The organism is Lysobacter gummosus (assembly GCF_001442805.1).
Classification (GTDB): Bacteria; Pseudomonadota; Gammaproteobacteria; order Xanthomonadales; family Xanthomonadaceae; genus Lysobacter; species Lysobacter gummosus.
On the sequence record NZ_CP011131.1, the window covers coordinates 5,866,859 to 5,883,705 of the forward strand.

The 16,847-nt window shown below is 68.7% G+C and carries 12 protein-coding genes and 1 pseudogene; 7 read left to right on the forward strand and 6 right to left on the reverse strand.

All coding sequences use genetic code 11. The annotated features are described in order from the left end of the window. Positions 1–90: 90 nt before the first annotated feature. A complete protein-coding gene (locus LG3211_RS23810; RefSeq protein WP_057945020.1) occupies positions 91–717 on the reverse strand; it encodes a DUF938 domain-containing protein in 627 nt (208 codons plus the stop codon). A gap of 207 nt (positions 718–924) precedes the next feature. Beyond that, on the reverse strand, positions 925–2,388 hold the full coding sequence (locus tag LG3211_RS23815) for an Hsp70 family protein (protein WP_057945021.1): 1,464 nt from the start codon (positions 2,386–2,388) through the stop codon (positions 925–927). Positions 2,389–2,788: 400 nt separating this feature from the next. Here LG3211_RS23815 and LG3211_RS23820 point away from each other — a divergent pair, with 400 nt between their 5' ends. The 4 genes and pseudogenes from LG3211_RS23820 to LG3211_RS23835 all read left to right on the forward strand — a co-directional run bounded on the left by LG3211_RS23820 (position 2,789) and on the right by LG3211_RS23835 (position 7,500). Then, the gene (locus LG3211_RS23820; RefSeq protein WP_057945022.1) at positions 2,789–5,266 is read left to right on the forward strand and encodes a DEAD/DEAH box helicase; all 2,478 of its coding nucleotides are present in this window, start codon (positions 2,789–2,791) and stop codon (positions 5,264–5,266) included. Between the two features lie 356 nt (positions 5,267–5,622). Further along, a pseudogene (locus LG3211_RS25235) lies at positions 5,623–6,333 on the forward strand (ribonuclease H-like domain-containing protein); the annotation flags it as partial. A 217-nt stretch (positions 6,334–6,550) separates the two neighbouring features. After that, complete coding sequence (locus tag LG3211_RS23830; RefSeq protein ID WP_057945024.1) at positions 6,551–6,856, forward strand: I78 family peptidase inhibitor; 306 nt, start codon at positions 6,551–6,553, stop codon at positions 6,854–6,856. A gap of 236 nt (positions 6,857–7,092) precedes the next feature. Next, complete coding sequence (locus LG3211_RS23835) at positions 7,093–7,500, forward strand: I78 family peptidase inhibitor (protein ID WP_057945025.1); 408 nt, start codon at positions 7,093–7,095, stop codon at positions 7,498–7,500. Between the two features lie 120 nt (positions 7,501–7,620). On the opposite strand, the gene LG3211_RS23840 is transcribed toward LG3211_RS23835, so the two are convergent. After that, positions 7,621–8,079, reverse strand: a complete 459-nt coding sequence (locus LG3211_RS23840; RefSeq protein ID WP_057945026.1) for a hypothetical protein — start codon at positions 8,077–8,079, stop codon at positions 7,621–7,623. Positions 8,080–8,182: 103 nt separating this feature from the next. On the opposite strand from LG3211_RS23840, the gene LG3211_RS23845 reads away from it, so the two are divergent. Beyond that, entirely contained in the window at positions 8,183–8,641 is a 459-nt protein-coding gene (locus tag LG3211_RS23845; protein ID WP_057945027.1) for a guanyl-specific ribonuclease, read from the forward strand. Then, positions 8,638–9,075, forward strand: a complete 438-nt coding sequence (locus LG3211_RS23850) for a barstar family protein (protein WP_057945028.1) — start codon at positions 8,638–8,640, stop codon at positions 9,073–9,075. The genes LG3211_RS23845 and LG3211_RS23850 overlap by 4 nt, the downstream gene beginning before the upstream one ends. Before the next feature lie 39 nt (positions 9,076–9,114). Here LG3211_RS23850 and LG3211_RS23855 read toward each other — a convergent pair whose 3' ends face one another. The 3 genes from LG3211_RS23855 to LG3211_RS23865 form a co-directional block, all read right to left on the reverse strand. Beyond that, positions 9,115–10,194 (reverse strand): DNA topoisomerase IB, encoded by a 1,080-nt coding sequence (locus LG3211_RS23855; protein ID WP_057945029.1) that lies wholly within the window; start codon positions 10,192–10,194, stop codon positions 9,115–9,117. A 64-nt stretch (positions 10,195–10,258) separates the two neighbouring features. Further along, positions 10,259–10,489, reverse strand: coding sequence for a hypothetical protein (locus LG3211_RS23860; protein WP_057945030.1), 231 nt, complete (start codon positions 10,487–10,489; stop codon positions 10,259–10,261). 87 nt (positions 10,490–10,576) lie between these two features. Beyond that, entirely contained in the window at positions 10,577–11,854 is a 1,278-nt protein-coding gene (locus tag LG3211_RS23865) for a TCR/Tet family MFS transporter (protein WP_057945031.1), read from the reverse strand. Positions 11,855–12,375: 521 nt separating this feature from the next. On the opposite strand from LG3211_RS23865, the gene gltB reads away from it, so the two are divergent. Then, positions 12,376–16,830 carry a glutamate synthase large subunit gene (gene gltB, locus LG3211_RS23870; RefSeq protein ID WP_057945032.1) on the forward strand — a complete coding sequence of 1,485 codons (4,455 nt, stop codon included), beginning with the start codon at positions 12,376–12,378 and terminating at the stop codon, positions 16,828–16,830. Positions 16,831–16,847 lie beyond the last annotated feature (17 nt).

The window sequence follows — 16,847 nt, forward strand, 5'->3', positions numbered from 1 at the left end:
GCTTCAGCCCCGATGCTTTTCACTCAGATCGCCGCGGTCCAACCTCGGCTGATCGAAATGCATCGGGGCTGAAGCCCCTCTTACAAAAGACTAGGCGCCCCTGCGCCAGACCAGGCAGCGATTGTTCGCCGGCATCGCCACATCCTCGATCAGGCGCAAACCGATGCCGGCCGCCAACGCATCCACCGCTTCGAAATCGCGCACGCCCGACACCGGGTCGCGCGCCTTCAGCCAGGCATCGAACTCGCGATTGCTGTCGCTGCTGAACCGCCCGCCGTAATTGAACGGCCCGTAGACCACGACCGTCGCCCCGCGCGCCAGCGCCGCGTCCAGCCCGGCGAAGAATCCCTCGACCTGCGGCCAGCCCATGATGTGCAGAGTGTTGGCGCTGAACGCCGCATCGAACCCGGATGCGTCCGCGGCCGACACCGGCGCCGGCATGAATCCCGCGACCGGCGCCGCCACCGCTTCCAGTTCCAACGGCGGCGGCGTATTCGCCAGCGCCGCCTCTTCGAGCCAAAGCCCGATGCCCGGCAAGTATTCGGCGCGATCCGCGCATTGCCAGCTCAGCCACGGCATCGCCGCGGCGAAATGCACCGCGTGCTGGCCGGTGCCGCTGCCGATTTCCAGCACCGTGCGGCGATCGGCGAAACGTTCGCGCAGCACCGCCAGGATCGGCTCGCGATTGCGCTCGCACGAAGGCGAATAGGGTTTCATCGCGCGGTGGACTCCTGTGGGTGAGCGATCGAAGTCGTCCTCTCCCGCTTGCGGGAGAGGGTTGGATGAGGGGATGAGCGCCGTAGGCGCGAATGCTTTCGCATGAAGTCTTGGCCAAACAACACCCTCACCCCAACCCCTCTCCCGCAAGCGGGAGAGGGGCTCAATTGGCGCTATCAGGTAGTTTTGTCGCGACTCCAAGCCAGCTCAAGCCGCCTGCGCCGCCGCGAACGCCAGACCCGAGACCACGCCCAGCGACGGATCGCCCGCCACCAGCCGCGCCTGCGGGAAACAGCGCTGCACCGCCTCGCGCACGTACGGCGCGCGCGACATGCCGCCAGTCAGGAACACCGCGCTGGGCGCCTCGCCTAGGCGCGCGTCGATTTCGGCGCCGACCTCGCGCAGCAGGTCGGACACGAAACCCAGGAACGGCCCGGCCGATTCGCCCAGGTCGCGCGCGCTGGTCGCCAGCGCCAGGCCCGGCTCGATGTAACCCAACTCGGCGCGATGATCCTCGCGCGTGCTCAGTTCGATCTTGGCCGACTCCACCGCGCGGCTCAGGCGGGTGGTGTTGCCCGGCTGCTGCAGCGCGATCAGGCGCGGGCCGAACGGCTCGGCGACTTCGCGGTAGGCGTCGCGACGCTGGAAATCGCGCTGGCGCACCACGTCGTGCACGGTCGCGGCCTCGACGAAGTGATGCGCCGGCACCCGCGTCACCGCCTTGCCGAACAGCGGCATGAAGCGCGACAGGCTCAGCGACAAGTCCACGTCCACGCCGCCGCGGGCGATGCCCCACGAGCCGAGCACGACCGGTGCGTCCGCGCCGCCGACTTCGGCCAGGGTGATGTCGGTGGTGCCGCCGCCGATGTCCACCACCAAGGTGCGATGCCGCTGCGCGCTCTGGGCGTGATAGCCCAGGGCCGCGGCGACCGGTTCTTCGAGAAAGCTGACTTCGTCGAACCCGGCGCCGGCCGCGGCCTCGGTCAGGATCGCCAGCGCCTGGTCGCCGCCGGCGTCGCCCATCGAGCTGCGGAACTGCACCGGCCGGCCGAGCACGGCCGAGCGCACGTTGACGCCGAGCTGCTGGCTGGCGCTCAGGCGGATGTGTTCGAGGATGTAGCCGGCGATGCCGACGATGGTCTGGCGCACGTGCGGCGCCAGCTGATAGCCCAGCATCGACTTGGGCGACTGCACCAGATTGCCGAAACCTTCCGTCAGATAGGCCTCGACCGCGTCCTCGCCGTACACCGCGTTCTGCAGCGAGGCCGCCGAAGCGCGCGCTTCGCGCACCTGTTCTTCCAGCCACTGCCGGCGCACCGCGCGGATGGCGTCGCGGCGCAGATCGGTCTCCGAACGCGGCGCGGGCGTTGCGATCAAGGCCAGCGCCGCCTCGCGCTGATCGGCGGGCAGGCGCGCAGCCTGTTCGCGGCGCGCGGCCTGGGCCTCGTTGGCGGCGCGGGTGTGCTGGGCGCGGGCGCTGCGCACCAGGGCATCGACCTGAGCTTCGAGCGCGTCGGTCAGCTCGAACTGGCTCGGATCGGGCACCGCCTCGGGGAAATACACGGTGGTGCGGAACTGCTGTTCCTCGCCGAAGCGCACGGTGCGCACGCGGCCGTCGATCACCGCGGCGGCGGCGGAATAGCTGGTGCCGAAATCGATGCCGATCTTCATGACGCCGGGTCTGGTTCGCGGCGCGCAAGAATACTCGCTGCGGGGCGATACGACCTGAATTTCCGTCGCCCGCGGGCGCTTGCGCCGCCAGGCCCGCCGCCCGGGCCTTCGCGGGCCATGCACGAAAGCAGACTCGGCAAAGCCGATTCCCGATTCCCGATTCCCGATTCCCGATTCCCGATTCCCGATTCCCGATTCCCGATTCCCGATTCCCGATTCCCGATTCCCGATTCCCGATTCCCGATTCCCGATTCCCGATTCCCGATTCCCGATTCCCGATTCCCGATTCCCGATTCCCGATTCCCCGATTCCCGATTCCCGATTCCCAGCGCCACGCCGCCGTCTCACACGCTGAGATCAGCGTCGCGTACAACGAGACTCCGCCCGCCCAAGCCGCGCCATGTCCGCTCTGATCGATCCGTCCTCGCGCGATCTCGTCCCGTCCGCCGCCGGCGCCCGCGCCCTGGCGCGCAGCGACAACGAAGAAGCCATCGACGCACGCCACGGCGGCGCCCTGGCCGAGCGCCTGCAACGCCGCTACCGCGACCGCATCACCGGCCACTTCACCCTGCCCGGCCGCGAAGGCCGCTACGCGCCGTTGCCGGAAGACCTGCCCGAGTCGCTGAAGGCCGCGTTGCGCGCGCGCGGCATCGAGCGGCTCTACAGCCATCAGGCCGAAGCCTGGGAGGCGGCCCAGGCCGGCGAACACGTGGCCGTGGTCACCCCGACCGCCTCGGGCAAATCGCTGTGCTACACCCTGCCGGTGGTGGCCGCGGCGATGACCAGCGGGGCCAAGGCGCTGTACCTGTTTCCGACCAAGGCGTTGGCGCAGGATCAGGTGGCCGAACTGCTGGAACTCAACCGCGCCGGCGACCTCGGGGTAAAGGCCTTCACCTTCGACGGCGACACCCCCGGCGATGCGCGCCAGGCGATCCGCCTGCACGGCGACATCGTCGTGTCCAACCCGGACATGCTGCATCAGGCGATCCTGCCGCATCACACCAAGTGGGCGCAGTTCTTCGAGAACCTGCGTTACGTCGTCATCGACGAAATCCACACCTACCGCGGCGTGTTCGGCAGCCATGTCGCCGGCGTGCTGCGGCGCTTGCAGCGCATCTGCGCGTTCTACGGGGTCAAGCCGCAATTCATCCTGTGCTCGGCGACGATCGGCAATCCCAAGGCGCACGCCGAGGCGCTGATCGAACAACCGGTGCGCGCGATCCTCGACTCCGGCGCGCCCACCGGCGACAAGCACGTGCTGCTGTGGAACCCGCCGGTGGTCAATGCCGACCTGGGCCTGCGTGCCTCGGCGCGATCGCAGAGCAACCGCATCGCCCGCATCGCGATCAAGGCCGGCCTGAAGACGCTGGTGTTCGCCCAGACCCGCCTGATGGTCGAGGTGCTCACCAAGTATCTGAAAGACGTGTTCGATCACGACCCGCGCAAGCCCGCGCGCATCCGCGCCTACCGCGGCGGCTATCTGCCCAGCGAGCGTCGCGAAGCCGAACGGGCGATGCGCGACGGCCGCATCGACGGCATCGTCTCGACTTCGGCGCTGGAACTCGGCGTGGACATCGGCAGCCTGGATGTCGTGGTGCTCAACGGCTATCCCGGCTCGGTCGCGGCCACCTGGCAACGCTTCGGCCGCGCCGGCCGCCGCCAGCAGCCGTCACTGGGGGTGATGGTCGCCAGCTCGCAGCCGCTGGACCAGTACGTAGTGCGGCATCCGGATTTCTTCGCCGACGCCTCGCCCGAACACGCGCGAATCGCTCCGGACCAGCCGCTGATCCTGTTCGATCACATCCGCTGCGCCGCCTTCGAGCTGCCGTTCCAGCACGGCGAGAGCTTCGGCCCGATCGACCCGGACGTGTTCCTGCAGGCGCTGGCCGAAACCGGCGTGGTCCATCGCGAGGGCGAACGCTGGGAGTGGATCGCCGACAGCTATCCGGCCAATGCGGTGAGCCTGCGCTCGGTCGCCGACGGCAACTTCGTCGTGGTCGATCGCAGCGGCGGGCGCCAGGCGATCATCGCCGAAGTCGATTACTCGGCCGCCGCGCTGACCTTGTACGAAGGCGCCATCCACATGATCCAGTCGGTGCCGTACCAGGTCGAGCGGCTGGACTGGGAAGGGCGCAAGGCCTATGTCACCCGCACTCACGTCGATTACTACACCGACTCGATCGACTACACCAAGCTCAAGGTGCTGGAACGCTTCGACGGCGGCCCGGCCGGGCGCGGCGACAGCCATCACGGCGAAGTGCACGTGGTTCGGCGCGTCGCCGGCTACAAGAAGATCCGTTACTACACGCACGAAAGCATCGGCTACGGGCCGGTCAATCTGCCCGATCAGGAATTGCATACGACCGCGCTGTGGTGGCAGTTGCCGCAGGGCGTGCTGCTGTCGCGGTTTGAATCCAGGCAAGACGCGCTGGACGGTTTTCTCGGCGCCGCGCATGCGCTGCACATCGTCGCCACGGTCGCGGTGATGGCCGATGCGCGCGATCTGCAGAAATCGGTCGGCAACGGCGACGGTGCCTGGTTCGCGACGCAAGACGCGGACGGCCGCGGCCAGTTGCGCGGCGGCGAGCACGATCCGCCGCACGGCGGTGCGCTGTCGATGCTGGAAGTGCAGCAGTTCGTGCCGACCGTGTACCTGTACGACAATTTCCCCGGCGGCGTGGGGCTCAGCGAGCCGTTGTGGTTGCGTCAGGCCGAATTGGTGACGCGCTCGCGCGAACTGATCGAGCGCTGCGATTGCCGCGCCGGCTGCCCGGCCTGCGTCGGGCCGGTGCTGGCGTCGGACGAAGAGCGCGGCGCGGCGACGCCGAAGTCGCTGGCGCTGCGGGTGTTGCAACTGCTCGAAGACGACGCGGCATGACGGTCAGTCTCGCCAAGCTGCGGGCGTTGCAGCGGCAGGCCGGGCAGGTCGAGGCTTCGCCCGCGGCTGAGGAAAAAGCGAATCTCCCCCGGCCCCTCTTTTCCAAAGAGGGGAGACAAGCCGATGCGTCGCGATCCGTTCCGCCCGCTACCGATGCAGCGAACATCGGGACGCACGTCCCAGACACCGACGCAAGCACTCCCCTCTTTGGAAAAGAGGGGTTGGGGGAGATTCGCTCTCCCCGCCCCAACCTGGACGCCCTGCGCCGCCTGATCGCACAACGCGAACGCAAGCCCGCACCAGCGCCATCGCCGGCCGCTCTTACTTCACCCAAATCATCCTCGCCGCTCAGCCGCCTGCCCGCCGACCGCTCACTGCCCGGCGAACAGATCGCCCCGGGCCTGCACCTGATCCAGGCGCACCTGCCCATGCCGGCGCCGGCCGCGGCCTTGTCGCTGGCCTTCGCCAAGCGCCCCGACGACGCGCTCGATCCGCGCCGCCTGCTGTTCTTCGACACCGAAACCACCGGCCTGGCCGGCGGCACCGGCACCCGCGCCTTCATGATCGGCGCGGCCGACTGGCATCGCGACCCGCACCACGGCGACGGCCTGCGCATCCGCCAGCTGATGATCTCGACCCTGTCCGCCGAGCCGGCGATGCTGCGCGCGTTCGCGCAATGGCTCGCGCCCGACACCGTGCTGTCGAGCTACAACGGCCGCTGCTACGACACCCCGCTGCTCAACACGCGCTATCGCCTGGCGCGCATCGCCAATCCGCTGAGCGGGCTCGATCACGTCGATCTGCTGTTCCCGGCGCGGCGCATGTACCGCGGCGTGTGGGAGAACTGCCGGCTGGCGACGATGGAACGCGAGCTGCTGCGGATCGTGCGCGAGGACGACCTGCCCGGCTCGCAGGCGCCGGCGGCGTGGCTGCATTACCTGCGCGGCGGCTCGTCGTCGCTGCTGCGGCGCGTGGTCGCGCACAATCATCAGGACGTGGCGACCTTGGCGCAGCTGATGCTCAGGCTGATCCAGACCCACGACGAACGCGCGTTGTCTTCCGCGTAGCCGCCACGCGCGCCGCGACCGCGGCATCGCCACCACGACGCCGCGTCCGCGATCACCCGCCACACCCGGCATGAACGCATCGCGCATCGCGCCCGATCGCGACCATCGCCTTGTCGCATCGCCCCGCTACACTGCGCGCCCCGGCCTTCATGCGCCGCACACGCCGCCGCCCGCAGGCTCGCGGCACCGATCTGGCGAGCATCGCCAGGAGCACGCCATGTCCCCCAACGCCTTCATCCGCATCACCCTGCCCGTCGCCGCGCTGAGCCTCGTCCTGGCCGCCTGCGCCACGCCGATTCCGCCGACCAACATCAGCCCCGCCGCCTGCAACGCCGAAGCCGCGCGCTGGGCGATCGGCCGCGCGCCCGACGAGGCCACGGTCGAACGCGCCCGCACCGAAACCGGCAGCAAGTCGGTGCGCGTGCTCAAGCCCGGCACGGCGGCGACGATGGATTTCCGGCCCGACCGCTTGAACATCGACGTCAACGATCGCGGCGCCATCACCGGTCTGCGCTGCGGCTAAGCCACTGTCGATCCGGCCGGCGGCGACAGTTTTCGTCGCCGCTCCGATCCGACCACAACCGCGCCGCGCCTTGTTGCAGCGCGGCAGCAATGAGGTTCGCGCATGCGATCGCGACCGCGCCCCTGTGCGCACAGTCGCGAAACCGCGCACCGGTCCGGCGCGTTAACCTGCGACACAGCCGCGACGGCGCAGGCTCGCCGCATCGCGCCGAGCGCGCACCCGCGAAGGAGATCGCCATGCCGAACCGAAACGACGCATCGCACCCGCTGCACCGCCTGCTGCCCATGGCCGTGCTGGCGCTCGGCCTGTCCCTGGCGCTGAGCGCCTGCGCCAGCCCGCGCCCCGCCGCCGACATGGCCAGCTCGGCCGAGCAAGCCGCCGCCGGGCAACCGGCCTTGGAACCCGCCACGCCAACGCAGCCCACGCCCATGCCCGCAGCACCGACTTGCAACGCCGAAGCGGCCAAATCCGCGATCGGCAAGACCGCCGACGCCGCCACCGTCGAACGCGCCCGCACCGCCGCCGGCGGCCACACCGTGCGCGTGCTCAAGCCCGGGCAGATCATCACGAAGGAATACATGGACGGCCGGGTCAACGTGCACGTCGATGAGAAGAACGTGATCGTCGATGTGGGTTGCGGCTGAGATCGAGCGCTGGCGCATGCTGCGCGCGGATCGCGGATAGACGTCAAGCCGGCGCAATCGCACGCCGGTTGCGCTTGCGCGACGGGTCTTGCGATGGTCCGCACGATCCGACGGGCCGTTTCACCTCGGTCGCATCTTCGCGATCTCCCGCAGCAGTTGCGTAGCCGCGCGGATTTTGTCCGGATGCGCCACCTGCGTGCGCAGGAAGTCGACCACCTCGCTTAAGCGCCTGGGCCGCTCACCCGGCCCGGTTGGGCCTGGGTCGAAACCATAGCCCATGCGAACCAGCAGCTCGGCCTTGAGCCATTGCTTGCGATCGCGCTGCCGCGGCGCCTTGAAATCGCGCCCGATCGAATGCAATGGGGCCCGGCATTGCGGGCAGGCCGCGGCCTCGCGCGAAACCGGTTTCCAGGTCCAGGCAAGATCATCGGCCTGCGTATTCCAGTCGCGGCGCCAGCCGCCTTCGGAACCGGGCAAGCGGAACTGCTTGCGGCATTCGAAGCAAACATAATGTTGTTTATGCAGACCGCTCAGGTCGATGCCGCGGTGAACATAGTTATATGGCCGTGGCCGATTCATGGCGATTTTTCAGGACGGGTGCAGACATGCCGCCGACTATACGCGGCCTCATTCGCCGCGATGTCCTAAACTGCCCCGCACGGAAGCTATCAGGTTGGATTCCATGCGCACCCCTACTCCCCGCAATCTGCTGATCGTAGTGATCGTGGCGCTGGGCTTATGGCTCTGGCACCGGCATTCGGCGCCGACGCCGGCCGGTTCGCGTGCGCCGATCGCCGCGCCGGCATCCGGCACCGCGTCGATCCGCAGCGAAGGCTCACGCAATACCGCGCCCCAAGACTCGCTGCCGCGCGAGGCCCATGACGTATTGCGCCGCATCGCCGCCGGTGGCCCGTTCGACCATCGCCAGGACGGCAGCGTGTTCCAGAACCGCGAGAACCGCCTGCCCCGCCAGCCGCGCGGCTATTACCACGAGTACACGGTGGAAACCCCCGGCTCGGACGATCGCGGCGCGCGCCGCATCGTCACCGGCGGCGATCCGCCGCGCGAGTACTACTACAGCGACGATCACTACCGCAGCTTCCGCCGCTTCGATGTGCCGAACGAAGGAGCCGCGCGATGAGCCCTCTCGATCCGCGCGAACTGCTCGCCGATCCGGCCCAGGCCGGCGCGTACTTCATCGATGCGCGCGACGCGCGCGCCCTGGCCGACGCCGCGGCCGATCTCGACTACGCGGTGGCGCGAGTCGATTTCGCCGGCTGCGCGGGCAAGGACGAGGCCTTGCAGCGGATCGCGCGCGCGCTGCGGTTTCCGGAATGGTTCGGCGGCAACTGGGACGCGCTCAACGACAGCGTCAACGATCTGTCGTGGTGGCCGGCGCCGGGTTATCTGCTGCTGATCGAACACGCCGGCGCGTGGCAGTCGCAGTACGCCGACGAGGCGACGATCCTGGTCGAAATCCTCAACGACGCGGCGCAGGACTGGGCCAAGGCGCGGGTCGCGTTCTGGGCGCTGCTGCCGCTGCCGGCGGCCGATCTGGCGAAGATGGCGCCGTAACCGCGGTCCGCAATCGCGACGATTCGCGGCGCAGCCGCATCAAGTCCCGTTGCGCCGCGACTGCGCGAGAAACCGCAACGCCGCGCGTTCCCACTGCAATTCGCCGCGCGCGTCCTGCGCGTAGCGGCCCAGGCGTCCTTCGCGCCAACCGGCGAACACGGCCGGATCGATGTACGCCTTGCGGCATACCGACGGTGTGTTGCGCAACGCGCGCGCGACCTCGCCGATCACTTCGTTCTGTAGCGAGGCCAATGCGCGTTCGCTCGGCGCGCTGCCGCGCGCGGGCGCCGGCAGCGGCAGATGGGCCAGCCGACGGAACGCCGCCAGCGTCCCACCCCAGGTGCGGAAATCCTTCGCGGTGAAATCCGCGCCCATGGCCTCGTGCAGGTAGGCGTTGACCGCGCCGGAATCCACCGGCTGCACGCGGCCGTCGTCGTCGCGGTACTGGAACAGCGCCTGCCCCGGCAATTGCTGGCAGGCGCGGACCAGCCGCGTCAGCCTGACGTTGTCGAGTTCGACCTCGTGCGCTTGCCCGCCCTTGCCGCGGAAACGAAAGCGCGCGCGGCCGCCGCGCAGGAACTCGACGTGGCGATTGCGCAGCGTGGTCAGGCCGAAGGAACGATTGCTGCGCGCGTATTCGTCGTTGCCGATGCGCAGCAAGGTTTGCGCCATCACCGCCACCACCATCGCCAGCACCTTCTCGCGCGGAAAGCCCGGCAACTTGAGGTCGCGCCGCACCCGCCGGCGCAACGCCGGCAGCGCGCGGCCGAAGGCGATCACGCGCTCGAACTTGCCTTCGTCGCGGACCGAGCGCCATTGCGGGTGATAGCGATACTGCTTGCGTCCGCGCGCATCGCGGCCGGTCGCCTGCAGATGGCCGCGCGCGTCGGCGCAGATCCACACCTCGGTGTAGGCCGGCGGAATCGCCAGCGCGCGGATGCGTTCGAGCGTCTTGGCCGCGCGCACCGGCTTGCCGCGCGCGTTGCGATAAGCGAAACCGCGGCCGGCGCGGCGGCGGGCGATGCCCGGCTCGCCGTCGTTGACGTAGCGCAGACCCGCCGCGCGCGCGGCGCGGCGGTTGGTCGCGGCGGGAACCTCCGATCCGGTGCGCTCGCTCATGCCCCAGCAATACGGGCGGCGGCGTCAAGAGCGCGGCAAGAAAACGCGCGCGGCCGGGCGCGGTTCAGCGGCCGCCGTCGTCCTTCTTCTTGAAATCGACCGGTTCGCTCTTGTCGTCGCTGCGCACGGCCTCGACCTTGCGCTCGCACCAGCCCGGCGGCGTCTCGCCGGGCCGCGACGGGCCGCTGGCGCATTCGGGCCGCGCATCGACGGCGGCGTTGGTGTCGCGGTATTCCAGGCCGCCGCAGGCGCTCAGCGCCGCGGCGACCGCGATCGAAACGATGACTGCACGCATGCGGATGCTCCTGTCTGCTTCACCGCGACGATGCCGCGCCGATCCCGCCCGCACCTGTGCCATCGGTCAGGTGGGGACCGCGACGGTTCAGACCGCCGCTTCGGCCTCGGCCACGGCGGCGACCGGCACCGCCGCCGGCGTGCGCGCGTAGCGCCAGGCGATCAACAAGCCGACGAACAACAAGGCCGCGGCGATGAACCACGGCGCGCCGGGCAAGTGGATCGGCGAGCTCTTGCCGATGAAGTAGCCGAAGCTGCCGGCGAAGATCGCCGGGCCCAGCACGCCGGCCAGCGAGATCAGGCTCATCAGCGAACCCTGGATGCGGCCCTGCACTTCGGGCCCGACCTGGCGCGTGACCAGCGCCTGCGTGGCCGGCGCGGCCATCGCCCACAAGGCGCTGATCGGCAGGCCGAGCAGGAAATACAGCCCAGTGTCGGACAGCCCGTAGATGACGAAGCCGATCACGCCGCAGCTCAGGCCGATCAGCAGCGTGCGCCGTTCGCCGACCTTGGCCACCATGCGGCCGATCACGAACACGTTGACGATGATGTTGCATACGCCCACCACCAACAGCACCCAGCCGACTTCGCGCAGGCCCCAGTGGTACTGGTAGTCGGCGAACAGCACGAAAATGCTCGGATACACGTAGTGCGCCATGTTGGCGATGAACACCACCGCGGCCAGGCCGAACACCTGCGGATAGCGCTTGAGCAGCACCAGCGCGCCGAACGGATTGGCGTGGGCCCAGTCGAAGCGCTTGCTGCGCCGCTCCGGCGGCAACGATTCGGGCAGCACGAACAGGCCGTAGAGGAAGTTCAGCAGCGCCAGACTGGCCGAGAACCAGAACGGCAGGCGCAGGTCGATCTCGCCCAGGTAGGCACCGATCACCGGCCCGACCACGAAGCCCAGGCCGAACGCCGCGCCGATCAGGCCGAAGCTCTTCGCGCGCTGCTCCGGCGGGGTGATGTCGGCGATGTAGGCGTTGGCGGTGGTGAAGCTGGCCGCGGTGATGCCGGAGATGATCCGCCCGATCAGCAGCAGCGGCAGGGTGTTGACCAGCGCCATCAGCAGGAAGTCCAGGCCCAGCCCCAGGCACGACAGCAGGATCACCGGACGCCGGCCGAAGCGGTCCGACAGGCTGCCCTGGATCGGCGAGAACACGAACTGGACCAGCGCGAACACCGTGCCGAACAGGCCGACCCACCACGCCGCCACGGCGGTGTCGCCGTTGACGAAGTTTTCGATCAGATGCGGCAGCACCGGAATGATCAGGCCGAACGACAGCACATCGATCAGGACGGTGATGAAGATGAAAACGAGCGCAGCACGACGCGCGCCCGGGGCGGGAGCGGAAGCAGAGGTCATGGAAGTAGGCGGCCGGCCTGAGGATGATCCGATCGGCGCAGTCTAGCGCGCGAGCCCGCACCCGCCATGGACGATTGTCATGCGGCGATGGTTTCCGACGTTACCAATTGCCCCGCGAAGCAACTATTTTTCCTGTCGGATCATTTGCTTACGAAATCGCTTGTGAGCGCACGCGCTCACAAAGCCGTGCCAGCGCAAGAGCCGCAATTCCCATGCCCCGGGGTGAATTGCCGCATCGCACAATTTGTGCTTTAGTCGGAACACGCTCGGTTATTACACCGCCGGTGCAGGAGAAATCCCGCGCCAGTGGCGGACTCGCCTTGCGCGACGGCAAAACGACACAGCGATATCGCGACCACGACTCGCGTTGCAGAGCATTACGTCGAAGCCGATCTCCACGGTCGCCGCATCAGGGGATGCGCGCCCGCGGAACCCATGAGAGAGGCGCGACACAGGCAAGGCCACAACGCGAAGGCGGTAGCGAGCTAGCGATCCACGGAACACTCACGTCCGGAGATGCGATGCAAGCCACGCAACAAAGTTTGTACGACCCCCGCGACGAGCGGGACAGCTGCGGTTTCGGACTGATCGCGCAACTCGACGATCGCCCTAGCCGAGCTTTGGTCGATCGCGCCCTGGAGGCGCTCTCGCGCATGACCCACCGCGGCGGCGTCGCCGCCGACGGCCTCAGCGGCGACGGCTGCGGTCTGCTGATCCGCCATCCCGACGCGTTTTTGCGCCTGATCGCGCGCGAAGCCAACATCCGCCCGGGCCCGCATTTCGCCGCCGGCCTGGTGTTCCTGCCGCACGACGCCACCCAGGCCGGCATCGCCCGCGACACGCTCAACGAAACCCTGCGCAGCGAAGGCATGCGCGTGACCGGTTGGCGCGTGGTGCCGGTGAACCTGGACGCCTGCGGCGATCTGGCGCGCAAGACCATGCCGCGCATCGAGCAGATTTTCGTCGATGCCGCCGCGCCATTCGATCCGGCCGGCTTCCAGCGCTCCTTGTTCCTGGCGCGCCGCCGCGCCGAACAGCGCCTGCGCGCGATCAAAGACTTCTATGTGGTCAGCCTGTCCTCGGCCAGCATCGGCTACAAGGGCATGGTGCTGCCGGACCGGCTGATGCAGCTGTATCCGGACCTGCAGCGCGCCGAGCTGGCCGCCAGCGCGGTAGTGTTCCACCAGCGCTTCTCCACCAACACCACGCCGCGCTGGCCGCTGGCGCAGCCGTTCCGCCTGCTCGCGCACAACGGCGAGATCAACACCATCGCCGGCAACCGCGCCTGGGCGCAGGCGCGCGCCTACACCTGGCGCACGCCGACCCTGGACCTGCGCGAGTTCGATCAGGTCGTCAGCACCGACGGCTCGGATTCGCAGAGCCTGGACAACATGCTGGAAGTGCTGCAGGCCGGCGGCATGGACCTGCTCAAGGCCATGCGCATCCTGATTCCGCCGGCGACCCAGTCGCTGGAATACAAGGACGCCGACCTGGCCGCGTTCTATGAGTACTACGCGCTCAACACCGAGCCGTGGGACGGCCCGGCCGGCATCGTCACCTGCGACGGCCGCTACGCCGCCTGCACGCTCGACCGCAACGGCCTGCGCCCGGCGCGCTGGCTGCGCTCGCGCGACCGCCACTTCCTGATCGCTTCCGAGGCCGGAGTGTGGGAACTGCCGGTGGAAGAGATCGAAGCCAAGGGCAAGCTCGGCCCGGGCGAGATGATCGCCGCCGACCTGTACCAGGGCGAGCTGCTCGACTCGGAAGCCATCGACCGCATCAACCGCGCGCGCGCGCCGTACAAGCGCTGGCTCAAGCAGGGCATGACCTACCTGCACAGCGAGCTGATCGATCCGAATCTGGCCGCCGAACCGTTCGATCACGAAACCCTGGCCGGTTTCCAGAAGCTGTTCCAGCTGACCCGCGAAGAACGCGAGCAGGTGCTGCGCCCGTTGGCCGAGATCGAACAGGAAGCCACCGGCTCGATGGGCGACGACGTGCCGATGGCGGTGCTGTCGCAACAGGTGCGGCCGCTGTACGACCACTTCCGCCAGGCCTTCGCCCAGGTCACCAATCCGCCGATGGACCCGTTGCGCGAGGATTGCGTGATGTCGCTGGCGACCCAGATCGGGCGCGAGGGCAATGTCTTCGTCGATGGCCCGGGCAACGTCGGCCACATCCATCTGAATTCGCCGGTGCTCGCCCAGCGCAAGCTGCGCCAATTGCTGTCGATGGCGCCGTACGATCAGTCGCACCACTACATCGACCTGAACTACACCGCCGCCGAAGGCCTCAAGGCCGCGCTGCTGCGGCTGTGCGCGCAGGCCGAGCAAGCCACGCGCGACGGCAACGTGCTGCTGATCGTCACCGACCGGCGTCCGCGCCGCGACGCGCTGATGATGCATGCGCTGCTCGCCACCGGCGCGATCCACCAGCACCTGACCCGGGTCGGCCTGCGCTGCGAGGCCAATCTGATCATCGAGACCGGCACCGCGCGCGACCCGCATCATTTCGCCTGCCTGATCGGCTTCGGCGCGACCGCGGTGTATCCGTACCTGGCCTACCAGACCCTGCACGACCTGGGCGCGCGCGGCATCCTGCGCACCAAGCACGGCGAGGCCGCGCAGATCGGCCGCAGCTACCGCCGCGCGATCAAGAAGGGCCTGCTGAAGATCATCTCGAAGATGGGCATCGCCACCATCGGCAGCTATCGCGGCGCGCAGTTGTTCGAGATCATCGGCCTGGACAAGGAAGTCGTCGATATGTGCTTCACCGGCGCGCCTTCGCGCATCGCCGGCGCCGGCTTCGAGCTGTTGCAGCAAGACAACCAGACCCTGGCCGACATCGGCTGGGACGCCAATCGCCTGCCCGAGATCGGCGGCCTGCTGAAGTACACGCCGGGCGGCGAATACCACCTGTTCAATCCCGACGTGGTCACGCGCCTGCAGCGCGCGGTCGCCAGCGGCGAGTGGAGCGACTGGCAGCACTACGCCGAGGCGGTCAACGAACGCCCGACCGCGGCGCTGCGCGATCTGCTGGAACTCAACGCCGATCCGGCCAAGGCGATCGCGATCGAGGAAGTCGAGCCGGTCGCCGACATCGTGCGTCGCTTCGATTCGGCGGCGATGAGCCTGGGCGCGCTGTCGCCCGAAGCGCACGAAGCGCTGGCGATCGCGATGAACCGTCTGGGCGGACGCTCCAATTCGGGCGAGGGCGGCGAAGACCCGGCGCGTTATCGCAGCGACAAGGTCTCGAAGATCAAGCAGATCGCCTCGGGCCGTTTCGGCGTGACGCCGGAGTATCTGGTCAACGCCGAAGTGCTGCAGATCAAGATCGCCCAGGGCGCCAAGCCCGGCGAAGGCGGCCAGCTGCCCGGGCACAAGGTCAACGAACTGATCGCGCGCCTGCGCTACGCGATGCCCGGCATCGGCCTGATTTCGCCGCCGCCGCATCACGACATCTATTCGATCGAAGACCTCGCGCAGTTGATCCACGACCTGCGCCAGGTCAATCCGCAGGCGCTGATCTCGGTCAAGCTGGTGTCGCACGCGGGCGTGGGCACCATCGCCACCGGCGTCGCGAAAGCCGGCGCCGATCTGGTCACGGTGTCGGGCCACGACGGCGGCACCGGCGCCAGCCCGCTGTCGTCGATCCGCTACGCCGGCACGCCGTGGGAACTGGGACTGGCCGAAGCGCGCCAGGCCCTGATCGCCAACGATCTGCGCGACCGGGTGATTCTTCAAACCGATGGCGGCCTGAAGAGCGGGCTGGACGTGATCAAGGCCGCGCTGCTGGGCGCGGAGAGCTTCGGCTTCGGCACCGCTCCGATGATCGCGCTGGGCTGCAAGTACCTGCGCATCTGCCATCTCAACAATTGCGCCACCGGCGTCGCCACCCAGGACGCCGGCCTGCGCCGCGATCATTTCACCGGCCTGCCCGAGCGCGTGGAGAACTTCTTCCGCCTGCTGGCCGAGGAAGTGCGGCATTGGCTGGCCTCGATGGGCGTGCGCACGCTCGGCGAAATCGTCGGCCGCACCGATCTGCTCAAGCAAAGCGAAGGCGACAGCGCGCGCCAGCAACGCCTGGACCTGTCGCCGCTGCTGGCCGGATCGGGCCTGGCCCACGGCGGCCATTGCGGCATGCCGGCGCCGGCGGCGGAACCCGACGGTCTGTCGGCGCAACTGGAAGCCGAACTGGCCGAAGTAATCGCAAACAAGTCCGGCGGCGATTTCAGCTACAAGATCCGCAACACCGACCGCAGCATCGGCGCGCGCCTGTCCGGGCGCATCGCCCGCGCCCACGGCGATCGCGGCATGAACGACGCGCCGATCACCCTGCGCTTCAACGGCACCGCCGGGCAGAGCTTCGGCGCGTTCCAGGCCGGCGGCCTGCACTTCGAACTGTCGGGCGAAGCCAACGACTACGTCGGCAAGGGCATGGCGGGCGGGCGCATCGTGCTGCGTCCGCCGGCCGGCGCGCGGTACGTCGCCAACGAGACGCCGATTCTCGGCAACACCTGTCTGTACGGCGCCACCGGCGGCGAGCTGTACGCGGCCGGCCGCGCCGGCGAGCGTTTCGGCGTGCGCAATTCCGGCGCGACCGCGGTGGTGGAAGGCGCCGGCGATCACTGCTGCGAATACATGACCGGCGGCGTGGTCGCGGTGCTGGGCCGCACCGGGCTGAACTTCGGCGCCGGCTTCACCGGCGGCATGGCCTACGTGCTCGATGTCGATCGCGATTTCGTCGACCGCTACAACCACGAGCTGATCGACATCCTGCGTATCTCCGCCGACGGTTTCGAGCATCACCGCTCGCACCTGCACGACCTGCTGGAAACGCACGTGGCGTTGACCGGCAGCGTGTGGGCGCGACGGATTCTGGATGAGATGCGCGATTACCTGGGCAAGTTCTGGCTGGTGAAGCCGAAGGCGGCGAGTCTGGAGTCGCTGGCGGAAACGTTGAGGAGTGCGGCGTGATGGGGGGCTTGGTTGGA